Raw genomic sequence first — 17,563 nt, forward strand, 5'->3', positions numbered from 1 at the left:
AAAAGCGAAAACCCGCTGCGGCGAACCGGAGCGGGTATGCGACTCATCTGAAGTATCACTCCAGGCGAATCAAAACAAAACCCGTGGCGAACAATGCGCCGAACTACCCGGGTTGGTTCTGACTGAACAGTCTTAGAATAATTTTTTCGGCAGTTGTTGGCTGCGGATGCGTTTGTAATGACGCTTGACAGCAGCTGCCAGCTTGCGCTTGCGCTCAGCTGTTGGCTTTTCGTAGAATTCGCGTGCGCGCAATTCGGTCAGCAGACCCGTTTTTTCGATGGTGCGTTTGAAGCGACGCATTGCGACTTCGAACGGCTCGTTTTCTTTAAGGCGAATAGTGGTCATGTAAAATTCAAACCGTTGAGGTGGTGTATAGGAAGAGATAGATAGTAGCAGCTTTTATTCGGAAAGGGAAGCCCCTCCCCCACTTGCGTGCGGCATGCAGCCTGCGGTCGCTGCCGGAATGTGGCGTAAACCACGCACCGGGGCCGGCGCACCGGGCGCCAGAACCCCATCTTACAGAGTAGCTTACTGCAAGGCAATACCTGCCGCCACACCCGAGGCCCAGGCCCACTGGAAGTTGTAGCCGCCCAGCCAGCCTGTCACGTCGACCGATTCGCCGATGAAGTACAGGCCCGGCACCTTATTGGCCATCATGGTCTGCTGCGACAGTTCGCGCGTATCGATGCCGCCGCGCGTCACTTCCGCCTTGCGGTAGCCTTCGGAACCGTTGGGCACGATGGACCAGGCATTGATGGCCTGGCCCAGCTTGCGCAGCTGCGCGTCGGGCATGTCGGCGATGCGCGCGTCCGGCGCCAGGCCGTTGACGGCCAGCAGGCAATCCGCCAGGCGCTGCGGCAGCCATTGCGCGACGATATTGCCCAGTTGCTTCTTCAGGGTGCCCTTGCCTTCGATCAAGGTTTGCGCCACGTCCACTTCCGGCAGCAGGTTGATGACGATGGGTTCGCCTGGCAGCCAATAACTGGAAATCTGCAAAATCGCCGGGCCCGACAGGCCGCGATGCGTGAACAGCAAATCTTCGCGGAAACGCGCGCCCGTTGCCTTGCGGCCTTTCAGGCTACCCGTTTCCACATCCACTTCCAGGGCGATGCCGGACAGTTCCGCGAACGGCGCCCAGCTGGCCGCATCGAACGTCAGCGGCACCAGGGCCGGACGCGGCTCGACCATCGTCAAGTCGAATTGTTTGGCGATGCGGTAGGCAAAATCCGAGGCGCCGATCTTCGGGATCGACAGGCCGCCCGTGGCGATGACGATGCTGGCCGTCTCGATGTCGCCGCTATCGGTCTGCAGCACGAAGCCGCCGTCATCTTGCTGGACAACATTGTCGATCTTGCACGGCATGCGCCAATGCACGCCGCCAGAGGCGCACTCATCCTTGAGCATGTCGATGATCTGCTCGGCCGATTCATTGCAAAACAGCTGGCCCTTGTGCTTCTCGTGGTAGCCGATGCGGTATTTTTTCACCAGCGCGAGGAAATCCTGCGGCGTGTAGCGCGACAGCGCGCTCTTGCAGAAATGCGGGTTTTCCGAGAGGAAATTTTGCGGGGTAGCGTTAATATTGGTGAAATTGCACCGTCCACCACCGGAGATGCGGATCTTTTCGGCCAGCTTGGCCGCGTGATCGATCAACACCACGCGCTTGCCTTGCTGGGCGGCAACAGCCGCACACATCATGCCGGCCGCGCCCGCGCCGATCACTGCCACATCAAATTGTTTTGCCATAAGAATTCCGGTCACCGCTGATTACAAAGACGCCATTGTAAACTGCGGCGACGCGGCTAGCGCGGCCGTGCTGCAATCTGTCGTGATGTCGTCAAGCATTGCTCCACCTGCTCGGCGATCGATGGCGGCACTGGCACCTCGCCGCGCAGCACGGCCGCGATCCAGTCCGCCGTGGTGGCCGCATCGCGCTCGGCGGGCAAATGCGGCAACTCTTCCACCAGCAACTGCTTTTCCACCAACACCGTGCGTTCCACGCCATGGAACCAGTCGATCTGCTGCGCCTTGTTGGCGTTGGCCACCGTCTCGCCCTCCGTGCCGCGCATCAGGAAAGCGTCGCCGCGCGCGAGATCTGAGGCGGTCAGGAAATATTCACCGAGCATTTCCAGGTATTCCGGGTGCGTGTACGACACCAGGCGCAGGGCGGGACCGGCGAACGGCTGCATGATTTTCACCAGGGTGTGCGTGGAATTGCGCACGCCCAGCACGCGCCGCAGCGACAGCATCCAGGATAAGCGCGGCGCCAGGGCCTCGATGGACAGGAAGGCGGCCTCCCCGCGCGCCATGGCGGCCTCGGCTTGCGCATGGTCCGTGGAAGCGGGCACGCCCAGCGCGGCCAGCACTTCGGCCGTCGTGATGCGGCCCGGATCGCTGGTGACGCCATGCACGAGCACGGGTGCACCCGCGCGCGCCAGCAGCAGCGCCAGCAAGGCTGTCAAATTCGCCATCTTGCGTGCGCCGTTGTAGCTGGGAATAATGATCGGTGCGAATTCGCCGGCCGGCGCGGCCAGCGGTGCAAATGAGGCTTCAGCAGCGTCGAGGAAACCGGCGATCTCGTCGACCGATTCGCCCTTGATGCGCATCGATAACAAAATGCCGCCCAGTTCCAGGTCCGACACGCGGCCCTCGAGCATGGCGCGGTACAGAGCATGGGCGTCGTCGCGCGTCATGCTGCGCGCGCCGTTCTTGCCGCGTCCTATTTCTTTAATGAAACGTGCTGCGGGGAATGGCTCTCCGGCCACATCGGTATGGGGTATGGAAACAGTCGTCATGGCGCCAGCTTACACGGATTTTTTCCCTTGCAGAGGGGCTGGAGGGTGCCATAGGCGCCGATGCAACAGTCTTTCCAGCTATTTTTCACGAATTTTCTGCGCGCCTGCATCCAGACGCGCCGCCGCTGCGTATAAGACTGCACAGGGGGAACTCATCATGGAACACGCGGTCAAACAGGAAACTGCCTTCGTCGGCATCGAAACGAGCAAGCTGCTGCTGAAAGCCGTGCTGCTCACGGGCAACGAAGTGCTGTGCAAGGTGCTGGAAAACGACGTGGCTGGCTACCGCTGGCTGCGCAGCTGGCTGCAAAGGAACGACGTGTCCGTCATGGGCTTGCGCGTCTGCATGCGCCTCGATATGCCGCACAGCGAGGCGCCCGCCCGCATGCTGGCCGACATGGGCATGCTGGTGTGCGACGCCCAGCCCGCGCAACTGGACGACTATCTGCGCTGCCAGGGCTTGCCCGATGACGCGGCGCACAGCGCCGTGGTGCTGGCCAACTACTGTGCGCACCGGCGCCCCGCGCGCTGGACGCCGCCCTCGCCCGCCTATGTGGAACTGCGGCTATGGCTGCGCCGCCTGCACGCCATCGAGGGCGTGCGCCAGCAGGAATCGGCGCGCCTCGATGCGCATCTGCAGGCCGGCCAGCATGCGCTGCACGCCCTGCTGCGCCAGCAAATCGCCTGCCTGGACGCGCAGATACGCCAGCACGAAAGCGCCATCCTCGAACATGTGCGGCGCCATCCAGGCCTGCCCCGGCCGCCCGAGCTGGCCGGCAACTACCAGCGCATCGCCCGCTACAGCGTTGGCGCCAGTCTGGCCGGCGGCCAATGAGCGCACAGGGGGCCGGCCGCGTACCGGCCCTGCCATAAAAACAACTGATGCGTTCCCGTTTTCGCCCCATCCCCGCCGCCAGGCCGCATTTCCGCTACACTATTGCCTCTTAAAGAACGCAATAGCGAAAGCCGAGCCAGAATCATGAATACGCCAGACATCGAAAATATCAACGTCACCTCCTTCGCGCCCATGCCGACACCGGCCGAACTGCACGCCAAGCTGCCCCTGTCGGAAAGCGCCTTCGACACCGTCAGCCGCGGCCGCGAAGCGCTGCGCAACATCATCGACCGCAAGGACCAGCGCCTGTTCGTCGTCGTCGGTCCGTGCTCGATCCACGACCCCGTCGCCGGCCTCGATTACGCGCGCCGCCTGAAAGCGCTGCAAGAGGAAGTCAAGGACACGATGCTGCTGGTGATGCGCGTGTATTTCGAAAAACCGCGTACCACCACGGGCTGGAAGGGCTATATCAACGACCCGTACATGGACGACTCGTTCAAGGTCAACGAAGGCATGGAAAAGGCGCGCCAGTTCCTGCTCGACGTGTGCGAACTGGGCCTGCCCACCGCCACCGAAGCGCTGGACCCGATCTCGCCGCAGTACCTGGGCGACCTGATCGCCTGGACCGCCATCGGCGCACGCACGACGGAATCGCAGACGCACCGCGAAATGTCGTCGGGCCTGTCGACGCCAGTCGGCTTCAAGAACGGCACCGATGGCGACATCAGCATCGCCGTCAACGCCATCCTGTCGTCGGCGCACCCGCACTCTTTCCTGGGCATCAACGGCGAAGGCAACGTCGCCATCGTGCGCACGCGCGGCAACGCGTATGGCCACGTCGTGCTGCGCGGCGGCGACGGCCGCCCGAACTACGATTCGGTCTCGATCGCCATCGCCGAACAGGCGCTGGCCAAGGCCAAGCTGCCCGCCAACCTTGTGGTCGACTGCTCGCACGCGAACAGCTACAAGAAGCCGGAACTGCAGCCGCTGGTGATGGCCGACGTGGTCAACCAGATCCGCCAGGGCAACCGCTCGCTGGTGGGCGTGATGATCGAATCGAACATCGTCAGCGGCAACCAGAAGATCCCGCAAGACCTGTCGCAACTGACCTACGGCTGCTCCGTCACCGACGGCTGCATCGACTGGGACACGACGGCCACCATGCTGCGCGACGCGCATGCGCATTTGGTCAATCGCCCGGCGTAAATACACGGCCAACAATGTTGTCGGATTACGGCCCTGTGGGCCTAATCCGACCTACCCGGCCGGGCGTAGGTCGGCTTAGCGCGCAGCGCGTAAGCCGACACCACCACGAGGCATATCACGCCATCTGCACATGCGGCAGCACGGCGAACGATCCCGCCAGCGCCTGTTCCGCCTTGCTGGCCGGGATATTGAGTTCATTGACGTCCAGGTAGATGCGCCCATCCAGGATGCGCACGGCGTACAGGCGCGCCATGCCCTGCACGGGCGCCACCAGGCGGCCCGAATCGAGTTCGATGATCCAGCTGTTCTTCGGCCCCATCAGGTTTTTCTCCATCAGCACCCCATGCGCCAGCGGGCCGCCCAGGCAAGGCACCGTGTCGAGCAGCGCGTACACCGTATCGTCCATCGCGCGAAACAGCGCCACGCCGGGTAAATCCTGCCACGCCAGTCCCCGCTGCACCATACGCGCGCCCGCCAGCGGCATGTCCTTCAGGCGGCAAATCATTTTCCATTGTTCCGACATCGCTAGCTCCTTGAAAAAGGCACACGCTTGCCTAAGCAAGAGCGATGCCAGTGCCGCACAGGCGCAAAGCAGCCAGAATCCCGGGCAAAACCGGCCCGCGCCGCACTGCGCAAGTGCACACTGCCGCCGAAATGGTGCGCCGGCAGCACGGTGGACTAGCCGGCTTTCCTTTACAATGGCGGATTACTCCTCCCTATTTAGCACCTTCATGATTGTTCTTGGCGTCGAATCCTCCTGTGACGAAACCGGCCTGGCCTTGTACGACACGCAACGCGGCCTGCTGTCGCACGCCCTCTATTCGCAAGTCGCCATGCACGAGCAATATGGCGGCGTGGTGCCGGAACTGGCGTCGCGCGACCATATCCGCCGCGCCATCCCGCTGCTGGAAGAAACCCTGACCAAGGCCGGCATCACCCTGCCCGAAATCGACGCCATCGCCTACACGCAGGGTCCGGGACTGGCCGGCGCGCTGCTGGTCGGTTCCTCCGTTGCCTGTAGCCTGGGCCTGGCGATCAACAAGCCGGTGCTGGGCATCCACCATCTGGAAGGCCATCTGTTGTCGCCATTGCTGGCATCCGAGCCGCCGGAATTCCCCTTCATCGCCCTGCTGGTGTCGGGTGGCCACACGCAGCTGATGCGCGTCGATGGCGTGGGCCAGTACACGATGCTGGGCGAAACGCTCGATGATGCGGCCGGCGAAGCGTTCGACAAATCGGCCAAGCTGCTGGGACTCGGTTATCCGGGCGGCCCCGCCATTTCGCGCCTGGCCGAATTCGGCGACCCGCTGGCGTATAAACTGCCACGCCCGATGCTGCACTCGAAGGATTTCAACTTCAGCTTTTCCGGCTTGAAGACGGCCGTGCTGACCGTGGTGAAAAATCATGAAGAAAAAGTCATCGCGAACATCTGCGAACAGGACAAGGCGAACATCGCGCGCGGCTTCGTCGACGCCATCGTCGACGTGCTGACGGCCAAATGCGTGGCTGCCCTCAAGCACACGGGCTTGAAACGCCTGGTGATCGCCGGAGGCGTGGGCGCCAACGCGCAATTGCGCGCCTCGCTCAACGCGGCGGCCGCCAAGAAGCGTTTTAAAGTGTATTACCCGGAGCTGGAATTCTGTACCGATAACGGCGCCATGATCGCCTTTGCCGGCGCCATGCGCCTGCAAATCAATCCCGACGCCGCCAAGCACGATTACTCGTTCAACGTGCGCCCGCGCTGGCCGCTGGACGAGATCCGCGAAGTCTGATCACCACCGATCACTCCAGCAGGAAGTTGCGCGCGCCCGCCAGGGCCGCGCCCTCTTCCACCGTTTCATCCTTCAATGCCACGCCCGACAGCTGCCTTGCAAAGGCCTGCGACAGCAGATAATGCAGCCGGTACGCAGCCTGCGCATACGCCAGCCCCTCGGGACGCACGTTCGAAATGCAGTTGCGGCGCTCGTCCAGCAAGCCCACCTTGGGCGCCCACGTCAGGTACAGGCCCAGGCTGTCCGGAGAACTCAAGCCCGGCCGCTCGCCGATCAGCACCAGCACGGCGCGCGCCTGCAATAACTCACCCACCTCGTCACCGACGGCCACTCGCCCCTGCGCCACGATGTGCAGCGGCGACAGCGTCCACGCTTCCCGCGCCAGCCGCTCGCGCAGGGCGGCCAGGAACGGCGCCGCGTGGCGCTGCACGGCCAGCGCCGACAGGCCGTCGGCCGCCACCAGCGCCAGGTCGACTCCCTTTCTACCTCCGGCCAGCCGCGCCCGCGAAGCGTCGTCGAGTCGGCGCCCCAGGTCGGGGCGTTGCAGATACTCGGCGCGCGTGGCGGCCGCGCTGTGCAGCTGCACGCAGTCTTGCCCCCGCGCGGCCAGGACACGTGCCAGGGCCTCGCCATCGAGCGCCAGGTGCACGGCGTCGCGCGCCTGCGCGTGGGCCAGCTGGAACGCCAGCTGCGCCTTGGTCGGCACGCTCACGCCGCGCCGTCCCAACGCGATGCGCGCCGCCGTATGCGCGCGCAGCGCCTGCCAAGGGTTGGTTTCGTCCATGCGTCCTCCTAGTCGCCCAGGCGCAGCAGGGCAGCCTGGAAAGCCGGCGCCAGCGCTTCGCTCAAGCGGCCCTGCGCATCCGTGATCCGCATGCGCTCCAGCCAGGCTGCGAATTCCGGCGCAGGGCGCAAGCCCAGCACCCGGCGCGCATACAGGGCGTCGTGGAACGAAGTGCTCTGGTAGCCGAGCATGATGTCGTCCGCGCCTGGCACGCCCATGATGAAATTGCAGCCGGCCACGCCCAGCATGATCAGCAAGGCGTCCATGTCGTCCTGGTCCGCTTCCGCATGGTTGGTGTAGCACACGTCGCAGCCCATGGGCAGCCCGAGCAGCTTGGCGCAGAAATGGTCTTCCAGCCCCGCGCGCATGATCTGCTTGCCGTCGTACAGATACTCGGGGCCGATGAAACCGACGACGGAATTGACCAGCAGCGGCTGATACGCGCGCGCCACCGCATACGCGCGCGCCTCGCACGTCTGCTGGTCCATGCCGTGGTGGGCGCCGGCCGACAGCGCGCTGCCCTGCCCCGTCTCGAAATACATGACGTTGTTGCCCACCGTGCCGCGCCCCAGCGACAGGGCCGCCGCCTGGCCCTCGGCAAGCAGAGACAAATCGATGCCGAAGCTGCGGTTGGCCGCCTGCGTGCCCGCCACCGACTGGAACACGAGGTCGACGGGCGCGCCGCGGCGGATCGCCTCGATGGTATTGCTGATGTGCGTGAGCACGCACGACTGGGTGGGAATTTGGTATTGATCGATGACGGCGTCGAGCAGGTGCAGCAGCGACACCACCTGCGCCACGTTGTCGGTGGCAGGATTGATGCCGATCACGGCGTCGCCGCTACCCAGCAGCAGGCCATCGAGGATGGAGGCGGCAATCCCCGTGGCGTCGTCCGTCGGGTGGTTCGGCTGCAGCCGCGTGGACAGACGGTTTTCCAGGCCCAGGGTATTGCGAAAGGCCGTGACGACCCGGCACTTGCGGGCCACCAGCACCAGGTCCTGCAGGCGCATGATTTTCGAGACGGCGGCCGCCATTTCCGGCGTAATGCCGGCGGCGACGCGCGCCAGCGTTGGCGTATCCGTCGCGTCATCGAGCAGCCAGTCGCGAAAGTCGCCCACGCACAAGTGCGCGATGGGAGCAAAGGCGGCACGCTCGTGGCTGTCGATGATCAGGCGCGTGACTTCATCCTCTTCGTACGGTACCAGCGCCTCGCTGAGGAACAATGACAGCGGTACGTCGGCCAGCGCCAGCTGCGCCGCCACCCGCTCGCGCGCGTTCGATGCCGACACGCCGGCCAGCACGTCGCCCGAACGCAGCGGCGTGGCCTTCGCCAGCAGCTCTTTCAGGCTGGCGAACTGGTAAACATGGCTGTCTATCGTATGGCTGAAGCGGGTCATAGATTGTGCTCCAAGGCATCCCAATGGCCCATTCTACGCCAGGCTACAGGCTGCGCAGCGCCCCTTCCAGCTGCGGATAGCGGAAGGCAAAGCCGTCGGCCAGCAAACGGCGCGGTGCGACCCTTTGGCCTTCCACCAGCAAATCGGCCTGCTCGCCCAGCAAGGCGCGCATGAGGAAGGCCGGCGTGGGCATGACGCTGGGGCGGTGCAGCACGGCGCCCGCCACCTGGGCGAAGCGACGCTGCGCGATGGCTTCCGGCGCGCAGAAGTTATACGCGCCGCCCACTGCCTGCTCTTCGCTGCGGCGCGCCAGATGGGCGATGCCGCGGATGACGTCGCGCACATGCACCCACGTGACCCACTGCTTGCCGCTGCCCAGCGGGCCGCCCACGCCGAAGCGGATCGGCAGCAGCATTTGCGGCAGCGAACCCTGATGGCCGAAAACGAGGCCAAAGCGCATGCAGCCCACCTGCACACCAAATTGCTCCGCCTGGCGCGCGGCCGCTTCCCATTCCTGGCACAGCTGCGACATGAAGATGGCTTGCGGCGCGCTCTCCTCCGTCAATTCCGTCGGATCGCCCTGCGGCTGCACGCCGTAGTAACCGATGGCCGATGCCGACAGCAGCACTCTTGGCTTGTGCTGCGCGCGGGCGATCCACGCCACCAGTGCCTGCGTCAGCGCGACACGGCTGCGGCGCAAGGCCGCCTTGCGTGCATCCGTCCAGCGCCGCCCGACGATGCGCGCGCCTGCCAGATTGACCACCATGTCGATACGCTGCGCATCCGCCAATTCGTCGAACGACTGGATGCAGCGCACCTGGCCGTCGAACGTCCACGCGGCCTGTTTCGGCTGGCGCGTCAGCACCGTCACCGCATGGCCGTCGGCCAGCAAGGCGCTGACCAACTGCTGGCCGATGAAGCCCGTGGCACCCGTCACCAGCACGGACTGCGGCGTACTGGCAAAGCGCAGGTGTTCCTCTTGCTCTGCCGTCTCTTGCACTTGGCGCCGCCCCAGCTGCCACACGGCATACGCGTCGCGCAGGCCGGACAAGCCCACGCCCACGCCACACAGGGCAAGGAAGACGCTGAGCCAGCCATACGGCTGCCACACGAGAGCCGTCGGCAAGCTGGCCCACTCGCTGCTGTTCAGGGCCAGCAGGGCGATGAAGGCGCCCGCGTTAATCGCCAGCACCGTGTGCGTGACCCGCTCCGTGGCGGGCAGGAGGCGGGTCTGGTCTTCCACGACGAAGTCCCACAGGGTCAATACGATTTCCACGCCAAAGACGATGACCAGCACCCAGGCCCAGGCGCCATGCCACTCCCACGCCGCCAGTCCGACGAAGAGCAGGCTGTAGATCAGGGCGCGCGTCGCATGGATCGTCAATTCAAGCCGCGCCGACGCCTTTTGCGGCAGCGCTTCCGTGATTTCATGGTGGTAGATGGTGTCGAAGGCGCCCAGGCAGCCTTGCGCCGCCATCAGTTGCAGGGCCAGCAAATGCGTATTCATGGTGTCTCCTTTTCCGGTGCGGCCGATTCGCGGAACACGCCAGCCTGGGTAAACGTGGTGCCGAACAGGGCGTGGCGAATCTCGATGCGGATGTTGAATTGCTGCGGCGTCTCGTTGCGGTGGCACAGGTAGGTCTTGCCGGGCGTGAGCACGCCGGGCAGCGGCAGGCGCCAGCCGAAAAGGTCGAGGAAATAGCCGTCGCTGGTGAAGTGCAGGTTGCCGTCTTCCACGTGCAGCAGCAGCTTCATGCCCAGGCCCATGCCCACGTATTCGAGCACCTCGCCCTTCGCGCTTTCGGCCATGTAGGAGGTGAAGCGGATCGGCGCGCGGCCATGCAGGCGGTAGGTGCGCTGCTTGAAGATGAAGGGGCAGCCGGGGCGCGAATAGACTTCGATATCGACGGGGAAATCCGCGTCGTCATACGGAATCAGGGCGCCATCGATGAAGGGGCGCGTCAGCCAGCCGAGGAACTTCCCCAGGCGCGAGCTGGTGAGTTCACTGAGCTCCCCCCGGTAGTACAAAGGCTGGCCCGGCGCGGGATTTTTCTCGAAGCGGCGGCGGATGTCCGGGTGCAGGGTCAGCCATTGCTCGCCCATGACCTTTTTGAACAGTTCTCCTTCCGAGGGGCCGCTCATGATTTTGCGCGCTTGCCAGGCTTGTCTTCCGGGCTGAGGAACTTGGCCACCTTGCCGCCCATCGACAGCATGCGCTGCAAGGTCGCCGGCGGCAAATTCTTGTAGTCGCTATAGGCGCTGCTGAGCATTTCCAGGAAGGCCAGCACTTCGCCCATGCGCTCGAGCGTCGCCGGTGGAATGGCCGCATCGTGTTCGCCCTCGATCGCGCATTCGCGCAGCACCGTCAGGGTGGGGTCGATCTCGCGCCGCTTGCGCTCTTCCATGATGACACGGAAGATTTCCCACACATCCTGCAGGGCGACGAAATGGTCGCGCCGGTCCCCCATCACGTGCGTGATGCGCGCCAAGCCCCAGCTTTGCAATTCCTTCAGGCTGTTGCTGACGTTGGAGCGGGCCACGTTCAGGCTGGCCGCGATGTCTTCCGCCGTCAGCGGTTCGTTGGCCAGGAACAGCAGCGCATGGATTTGCGCCACCGTGCGGTTGACGCCCCAGCGGGTACCCATTTCCCCCCAATGGAGAATGTACTTTTGCGTGGTGGGACTCAGTTCCATGATTTTCTCTTATTTCTGTCGTTACAGAAATGTAAGACAGAACAGAAACCGAGTCAAGCGCGATTCGTCAGGACTGTGCGGGCGGCTGGCCCATGGCGCGCAGGAATTGCTGCTGCGAGGCGTGCAGCTGGCCATAACCGAGTTCGCGGTAGACCAGGCCGTGGCGCGGGGCCAGTTCGGCCAGGATGCGCGCCAGCGCCGGGTAGTGGCGGTGGTTCCAGGTGGGGAACAGATGATGCGTCAGGTGCAGATTCAAGCCGCCCAGCCAGTAACCGAGCCAGCGCAGCGCGCGCGGTCGCGGCGTCCAGTCGCAGGCCGTATAAAACGTGTGCTGGTACCAGTCGTGCGGCAAGGTGCCGTCTGGCCCCGGCTGGAAAAACTCCACTTCGGCCCAGTGGGTGCCGAGGATCAGCGCCACCAGCGCGCACGAGGCGATCATCTGGCCCACGAAATACGCGCCCAGCACCACGTTCCAGGCGATGCCGTGCTGCTGCAGCACCCACATCGGCAGCGCCAGCACCAGCGCCACGTGACCCAGCTTCCAGCCGAGGAACGACAGCCAGCCGCGCCAGCCCTGCAGCCGGCTGTGCGCGGCCACGGGCGTCTTGCCGAAGCGGTCCAGCCAGTCGCCATACCAGTTCAGGTACGGCAGCGACAGGGCCGCCACCACGGGCCAATACAGGTACTGGTAGCGGTATTGCGGCGACCAGCGTTGAAAAGGCGTCTGGCGCAGGAAGGGATTGGGTTCCGTGTCGAGGTCATAGCCTTCCACGTTCGCATACGTATGGTGAAAATGCACGTGGCGGATGGTCCAGAAATCCGTATCCACGCCCACGGGCAAGCCCACCAGGCGGATCAGGATGCGATTCAGGCGTCCCTGGCGAAAGACGGCGCTGTGGGCCGCGTCGTGCAGGGTATTCATGGCCAGCGCCATGGCCGCGACCAGGCAGGCCACATAGCTGGCGACAAACGGCCAGGTGCCGTCGGCGCTCAAGGCCAGCGCATACAGCCCCGCCGTCAGCGCGGCCAGGAATACGGCTTTCGCATGCAGGCGCGCGTCGCCGAAGCGGTGCCGTCCTTCGCTGGCGAGATAGGCGTCGGCACGCGCGCGCAGTTCGCGGCGGAAGGCGGAATCGCGCGCGGGCTGGAAGCGCAGCGGCGGCAAGGAAGGCACAGGCGTCACGCGCGCGTCCCCGCCGCAGCCGGCCACCACAGGCGGCGCGCGCCGTCGAGGCCATGCGCCAGCAGCGCAGCCAAAAACACCATGCCCCACGCATCGCGCGCGCCATACCAGCCCAGGTACAGGGCCGGCATGGCCAGGGCGATGGCCACCCAGGCGATGGCGCCCCAGCGCCGCGCATCGGACAAGCCGCCCAGCGCCAGCGTACCGCTGAAAATCAAGGCGAACAGGATCGCCTGCTGCGCGCCGGCCAGCACCGCTTCGTGGTTGACGTAATAGATCACCAGACCAAACAGGATCACGCCGCCGATGCCGATGAACAGCTCGGGCACGTGGAAAGTACCGCGCGACTGCCAGTGGGGAAAGCGCGCGCGCAGCCAGGTAAATAATTTGCCATTGCTGGCCAAGAGCGGGTTGTGCGTGGGCGTCATGCCCTTCACGCCATAGCGCATTTCCACGCCCTCGAGTTCGGGCTGGAAGCTGCCGAACAGCCGGTCCCACAACAGCAGGGTGCCGCCGAAATTGCGGTTGATGTAGCGTTTATCGGTGCCGTGGTGCACGCGGTGGTGCGACGGCGTGATCATGAAACGATCGAGGATGCCGGACTTGTTCACCAGCGCATTGTGGTTATAGAGCTGCACCGTGTAATGCAGCGACGAGACGACGAGGAAGATTTCCAGCGGCACGCCCAGCACGGCCAGGATGGCGATGAAGGGGAAATTCGTCAGCGACGAATACCAGGAATTGCGCACGCCCAGCGACAGGTTGAAATGCTCGCCCTGGTGGTGCACCACGTGCACGGCCCACAGCAAAGGGATTTTATGGTGCAGCCGGTGCATCCAGTAAAAGCACAGGTCCCAGGCAAAAAAAGCAAACACCCATTGCGCCGCCACGGGCCACTGGTCGACGATGTGCAGGTTCACATGGCGCAGCAGCAGGGCGAAGGCCGCCACTTCCACGCCGCGAAATACCCACATCAGGATATGGCCGGAATTGAGGTTGAAGATCACGTCCTTCCACGGCACGGGCGTCTTGCGTACCCATTTGAGTATCAGCAGTTCGGCCAGCACGAAGGCCAGCATGATCAGGAACGACAGGGCAAATGGATTCATCATGGTGCGGTTTTGATGGAAACGGCGCGGCGGGCAGCCAAGGATACCTGCATTTTCGCCAGCATGCCGCCAGCGATGCCGACAGCTAGGCCGGCGGCCAGGTCGATGCTCACGTGCCGGCGCAGCGCGATGATGGCGTAGCAGATGGCCACGCCCAGCACCACGGACAGCGCGGAACGCAGCAACTGGCGTTTGTCGCACAAGGCCCACACGCACAGCAAGGTCAGGGCGCCATGCAGCGACGGCAGGCAGTTTTGCGTGGAGTCCGCCGCCTGCAGCATGCGCAGCGCCTGCGTGCTCCAGGCGCTGCCGTCGCCCACGGGCGGGTAGGCGAGCGTGGTCGGATACAGCAGGAAGACCACGCCGCAGGCCAGCGCCGAAAGCGCCATGGCCCGCGCCAGCCAGCGCACGCGCGCCGCATCGGCCGCCAGGTAGGCGTAGGGGATCAGGATAAAGAAGGACAGGTACAGCCAGATGGCAGAGTCGCTGTAGGGGATGGCGCGGTCGATGGCCGTCTCGGGCAGCAGCACCCCCTGCCCTTGCAGCAAGTCGCTGGAAAAATACACGAGGCCGACGCTACCCCAGCCGGCCAGCAAATGCAGCAGGCGGCTGCGTACGGTCATGGAAGAAGGGTTCATGCGGTGGCAAGACGCCGGATGCGGCGCCGTTTCATGGTGGGATCAAAGGGAGGCAGTTCGCGGCTGACCGTCCAGGCCAGGCCGTCGGTGGCCACGCCCAGGCCCTGCAGCACCGTTGCCAGGTGCGCGCGCAGGGCGGCCAGGCCGGCATCGTCGAGCGCCGCATGCAGCTGCAAGGCCGCTTCGCCCGTTTGCGCCAGGCGGTAATCGGCGTCCGGCGGCAAGGCTTGCGCGAAGGCACGCGTCAGCACGTCGGCAAATACGGCGACGGGGGCGCCGCCGCGTGCAGAGGGAAGCAGCAGCATGTCGTCGCAGCGCCCTTCGATGCCGTCGATGGCGCGCGTGGCGCGGCCGCACGGGCATGGCGTGGCGCGCGCGAGCAGGATGTCGTCCAGGCGGTAGCGCACGATGGGCTGCGTGATGCGCGTAAAGTCGGTAATCACGGGCACGAAGCGACGTTCTTCAGCGTCGAGCCACTGCGGCTCGATGTGCACGTATTCTTCGTTCAAATGCAGCACGCCGTGTTCGCAGCTGCTGGCTAGGAAACCCTCGGTGGCTTGGTAGATTTCATGCACGGCGCCAAACGCCTGCACGATCAGCGCGCGGTCCTGCGCTTCCAGCACTTCGGCCACCGAGATGACTTTTTTCGGCGCCAGCGCCAGGCTGCCGTCGATGACGCGCAAGGCCAGCTGACGCAGCACCTGGGCTGGCGCGACGATGACGGATGGCCGGTATTGCGCCAGCCGCGCGCACAGCGCATCGAACGGTTCGAACAGATCGTAAAACGCAAAGGTCAGCCACGGCGAGCGCACGGCCGTGTACAGATTGCTGTTTGCGCGCAGGAACAGCGCGACCCGCTCGCCGGAAAACAGGCCGTCGGGCAGCGCCTTGGCCAGCATCACGCCCGCCCATTGCGCCTTTTCGCGGGGGCTGACGGTAAACACGGCGCGCTTCGACGAGGTACCCGACGATAGCCCCACGGTGATCTCGCCCACGGCGGGCGTGAAGTCGCGGCTATGCTCGGCCGCCATGGCCGCGTCCATCGCCTGCGCCAAAGTCACCCCTTCGGTGTTCATGGCGTCGAAATGCTCGAGCATCAGCGCCTTGTTCATCGTCGGCCACTGCGCCAGCGGCAAGTTGCGGTATGGGCCAAAGTAAGCGCTGCGCTGGCACAAGGTATCGATGAAACGGGCCAGTTGCTTGCGCTGGTAGGCGTCGAGCTGCGCGCGATCCGTAAAACGCAGGCGGCGCGTGCGCCAGTACGACAGCAAGAGCCAGACGATACGCTTCACGGGCGGCCCGCCACGGCGATATAGTCGACCGTGTCTTCATGCGTGATGCGAATCTGCGCATTGCCCGACTGGTGCAACTGGTGCAGGCGATTCAGGGTTTCATAGTACGGCGCGCGCTTGTGCTGGATGATGAAAGACAGTTCCGACGGCCCGCGCAACTGCTGGAAGCTTTCCGGTACCCAGGCCGCGTCCGACGCCAGCAAGGTCCAGCCGCCATCCTGCAGCACGAAGGCGCCCAGATGGCCGATGGCGTGGCCGGGCAAGTCGACGATGTAGATCTCGCCCGTGCCGCTGACGTCGCGCCCGTGCGTGAATGGCAGCAGGGCCGACGGCAGGGCCGTTTCGGGCACGCTTTCCACGAAATCGAGGCGGTCGGCGATATCGTTCGGCAGCAGCTCGGGCACGAAGGCCTGGCGCACGGCGGCCACGCCGGACAGGCCGCGCACGGCGTCCCAGCCCGTTTTGGACGCCATCAGCCGCGCGCCGGGAAAGTCGCGCAGGCCTGCGATATGGTCGGCGTGGAAGTGCGACAGCAGCAAGGTGTGGATGTCGCCGGGCGACACGCCATGCGCGCGCAGCTGGCCCTGCAGCGACTCGTTTTCGTCGAAGAAAATCGGCGTCACCCACGCGTACATGCGATATACGCCTTTCGACGTGGCGGCGCGGAAGTGTTCGGCGTAACCGGTGTCCCACAGGTACAGGCCCGCGCGCGTCTCGATCAGGTAGGCGCGCGAGGGGAAGCAGCGGCTGGCCAGCCCGCTGCCTTTCAAGACCATGCACGAAGGATGGGTGCAGTGGCCGACGCGAAACGCGGTGATCCTAGCCATTGCGCTCCTTGCCCACCTTGTGCGCCGCCGCTTCCTGGCGCATCCACTGCGCCGTGCGGGCGATGCCGTCCTGCAGGCTGACGATGGGGCGGTAGCCGAGCACCTTGCGCGCCTTGGCGTTATCGAGCGTCATGTCGAAACTGAGCGCGCCGATGCTGTAGGGCGTGAGCGATGGTTCGCGGCGGGTAAAGCGCGAGGCGAACTGCATCAGGCGGGCGACTACCGCCAGCACGCGGTACGGCACGCTGACGATTTCGAACGGCTGCTGCAGATGGTCGCAGAACAGGGTGCGCAAAATGTCGCACAGGCGCGCCGGTTCGCCATTCGTGATGTTGAAGGCGGCGCCGGACGCGATGGTCTTGTGCACGGTGGCCAGCCACATCGCATGCACGACGTTGTCGACATAAGTGATGTCGATGCTGGCCGCGCCGCCGTTGGGCAGGGGCAGCTTGCCGCCGCGCTGTTCCAGCACCCGCGCCAGGCGCGGGATCAGCACCTGGTCGTGCGGGCCGAAGATGGCGCGCGGGCGCAGGATCACGCACGTCATGCCGCGCTGGCGGTCGACGCAATCCTGCACCAGCTTTTCCGCCATCGCCTTGCTGCGCGCATACGCGTTGACGAAGGCGTCGGGACGGAAGGTTTCCGGCACCTCGTAACGGTTGCGGTAATCGAAATAGATGGCCGGCGTGGAGATGTGCACGAAGCGCGCCACGTGCAGGCTGGCGGCCGCGCGCAGCAGCTGGGCCGTGGCCGTGACATTGGCGGCGATGAAGTCGCGCTCCGCGCCCCAGGGCGACGACAGCGCGGCGCAGTGCCAGACGGTGTCCATGCCGCGCACCAGCTCATCGACCTGGCGCGGCGATGCCTGCGCCAGGTCGAGCGCGACGAATTGCGCGCCCATGCGTTCGAGTTCGCGGCCCACGGCGGCGTTGCGGCCCGTGGCGCGCACTTCCACGCCCTGCGCCAGCAGGGTGCGCACGGCATTGCGCCCCAGCCCGCCCGTCGCTCCCGTGACCAGTATCCGCCTCATCACAC

The 17,563-nt window shown here is 65.0% G+C and carries 18 protein-coding genes; 3 read left to right on the top strand and 15 right to left on the bottom strand.

The window, feature by feature from the left end; genetic code table 11:
• Positions 1–132 precede the first annotated feature (132 nt).
• The 3 genes from rpsU to ybiB form a co-directional block, all read right to left on the bottom strand.
• Positions 133–345 carry a 30S ribosomal protein S21 gene (gene rpsU, locus FG13_RS14370; protein ID WP_008451879.1) on the bottom strand — a complete coding sequence of 71 codons (213 nt, stop codon included), beginning with the start codon at positions 343–345 and terminating at the stop codon, positions 133–135.
• Positions 346–528: 183 nt separating this feature from the next.
• Complete coding sequence (locus tag FG13_RS14375) at positions 529–1,743, bottom strand: NAD(P)/FAD-dependent oxidoreductase (protein WP_035821901.1); 1,215 nt, start codon at positions 1,741–1,743, stop codon at positions 529–531.
• A gap of 56 nt (positions 1,744–1,799) precedes the next feature.
• Positions 1,800–2,792 (bottom strand): DNA-binding protein YbiB, encoded by a 993-nt coding sequence (ybiB, locus tag FG13_RS14380; RefSeq protein WP_035821904.1) that lies wholly within the window; start codon positions 2,790–2,792, stop codon positions 1,800–1,802.
• Between the two features lie 157 nt (positions 2,793–2,949).
• Here ybiB and FG13_RS14385 point away from each other — a divergent pair, with 157 nt between their 5' ends.
• Entirely contained in the window at positions 2,950–3,627 is a 678-nt protein-coding gene (locus FG13_RS14385) for a hypothetical protein (RefSeq protein ID WP_035821906.1), read from the top strand.
• 144 nt (positions 3,628–3,771) lie between these two features.
• Positions 3,772–4,833: a 3-deoxy-7-phosphoheptulonate synthase gene (locus FG13_RS14390; protein WP_035821908.1), complete on the top strand. Its 1,062-nt coding sequence runs from the start codon at positions 3,772–3,774 to the stop codon at positions 4,831–4,833.
• Between the two features lie 115 nt (positions 4,834–4,948).
• Here FG13_RS14390 and FG13_RS14395 read toward each other — a convergent pair whose 3' ends face one another.
• Positions 4,949–5,356, bottom strand: coding sequence for a nitrite reductase (NAD(P)H) small subunit (locus tag FG13_RS14395; protein WP_035821909.1), 408 nt, complete (start codon positions 5,354–5,356; stop codon positions 4,949–4,951).
• Between the two features lie 208 nt (positions 5,357–5,564).
• Here FG13_RS14395 and tsaD point away from each other — a divergent pair, with 208 nt between their 5' ends.
• The gene (gene tsaD, locus FG13_RS14400) at positions 5,565–6,605 is read left to right on the top strand and encodes a tRNA (adenosine(37)-N6)-threonylcarbamoyltransferase complex transferase subunit TsaD (RefSeq protein ID WP_035821911.1); all 1,041 of its coding nucleotides are present in this window, start codon (positions 5,565–5,567) and stop codon (positions 6,603–6,605) included.
• A gap of 10 nt (positions 6,606–6,615) precedes the next feature.
• On the opposite strand, the gene eutC is transcribed toward tsaD, so the two are convergent.
• The 11 genes from eutC to FG13_RS14455 form a co-directional block, all read right to left on the bottom strand.
• Complete coding sequence (gene eutC / locus FG13_RS14405; RefSeq protein WP_035821913.1) at positions 6,616–7,389, bottom strand: ethanolamine ammonia-lyase subunit EutC; 774 nt, start codon at positions 7,387–7,389, stop codon at positions 6,616–6,618.
• 8 nt (positions 7,390–7,397) lie between these two features.
• Positions 7,398–8,786, bottom strand: coding sequence for an ethanolamine ammonia-lyase subunit EutB (locus FG13_RS14410; protein WP_035821916.1), 1,389 nt, complete (start codon positions 8,784–8,786; stop codon positions 7,398–7,400).
• Between the two features lie 43 nt (positions 8,787–8,829).
• A complete protein-coding gene (locus FG13_RS14415) occupies positions 8,830–10,293 on the bottom strand; it encodes a TIGR01777 family oxidoreductase (protein WP_035821918.1) in 1,464 nt (487 codons plus the stop codon).
• The gene (locus tag FG13_RS14420) at positions 10,290–10,928 is read right to left on the bottom strand and encodes a DUF4166 domain-containing protein (RefSeq protein ID WP_035821920.1); all 639 of its coding nucleotides are present in this window, start codon (positions 10,926–10,928) and stop codon (positions 10,290–10,292) included. Before FG13_RS14420 ends, FG13_RS14415 begins: the two co-directional genes overlap by 4 nt.
• Complete coding sequence (locus FG13_RS14425; RefSeq protein ID WP_035821922.1) at positions 10,925–11,479, bottom strand: GbsR/MarR family transcriptional regulator; 555 nt, start codon at positions 11,477–11,479, stop codon at positions 10,925–10,927. The genes FG13_RS14420 and FG13_RS14425 overlap by 4 nt, the downstream gene beginning before the upstream one ends.
• 67 nt (positions 11,480–11,546) lie before the next feature.
• Positions 11,547–12,662 carry a fatty acid desaturase family protein gene (locus FG13_RS14430; RefSeq protein WP_235211733.1) on the bottom strand — a complete coding sequence of 372 codons (1,116 nt, stop codon included), beginning with the start codon at positions 12,660–12,662 and terminating at the stop codon, positions 11,547–11,549.
• Positions 12,659–13,774: a sterol desaturase family protein gene (locus tag FG13_RS14435; RefSeq protein WP_081922582.1), complete on the bottom strand. Its 1,116-nt coding sequence runs from the start codon at positions 13,772–13,774 to the stop codon at positions 12,659–12,661. Before FG13_RS14435 ends, FG13_RS14430 begins: the two co-directional genes overlap by 4 nt.
• The gene (locus FG13_RS14440; protein ID WP_035828148.1) at positions 13,771–14,394 is read right to left on the bottom strand and encodes a phosphatase PAP2 family protein; all 624 of its coding nucleotides are present in this window, start codon (positions 14,392–14,394) and stop codon (positions 13,771–13,773) included. The genes FG13_RS14435 and FG13_RS14440 overlap by 4 nt, the downstream gene beginning before the upstream one ends.
• Positions 14,395–14,405: 11 nt before the next feature.
• The gene (locus tag FG13_RS14445; RefSeq protein WP_035821924.1) at positions 14,406–15,701 is read right to left on the bottom strand and encodes a F390 synthetase-related protein; all 1,296 of its coding nucleotides are present in this window, start codon (positions 15,699–15,701) and stop codon (positions 14,406–14,408) included.
• On the bottom strand, positions 15,698–16,528 hold the full coding sequence (locus FG13_RS14450) for an MBL fold metallo-hydrolase (protein ID WP_035821927.1): 831 nt from the start codon (positions 16,526–16,528) through the stop codon (positions 15,698–15,700). Before FG13_RS14450 ends, FG13_RS14445 begins: the two co-directional genes overlap by 4 nt.
• Positions 16,521–17,558 (bottom strand): NAD-dependent epimerase/dehydratase family protein, encoded by a 1,038-nt coding sequence (locus FG13_RS14455; protein ID WP_035821929.1) that lies wholly within the window; start codon positions 17,556–17,558, stop codon positions 16,521–16,523. Before FG13_RS14455 ends, FG13_RS14450 begins: the two co-directional genes overlap by 8 nt.
• Positions 17,559–17,563: the final 5 nt, after the last annotated feature.

Source organism: Janthinobacterium sp. RA13 (genome assembly GCF_000745325.1).
In the GTDB taxonomy this organism is placed as follows: domain Bacteria; phylum Pseudomonadota; class Gammaproteobacteria; order Burkholderiales; family Burkholderiaceae_D; genus Janthinobacterium; species Janthinobacterium rivuli.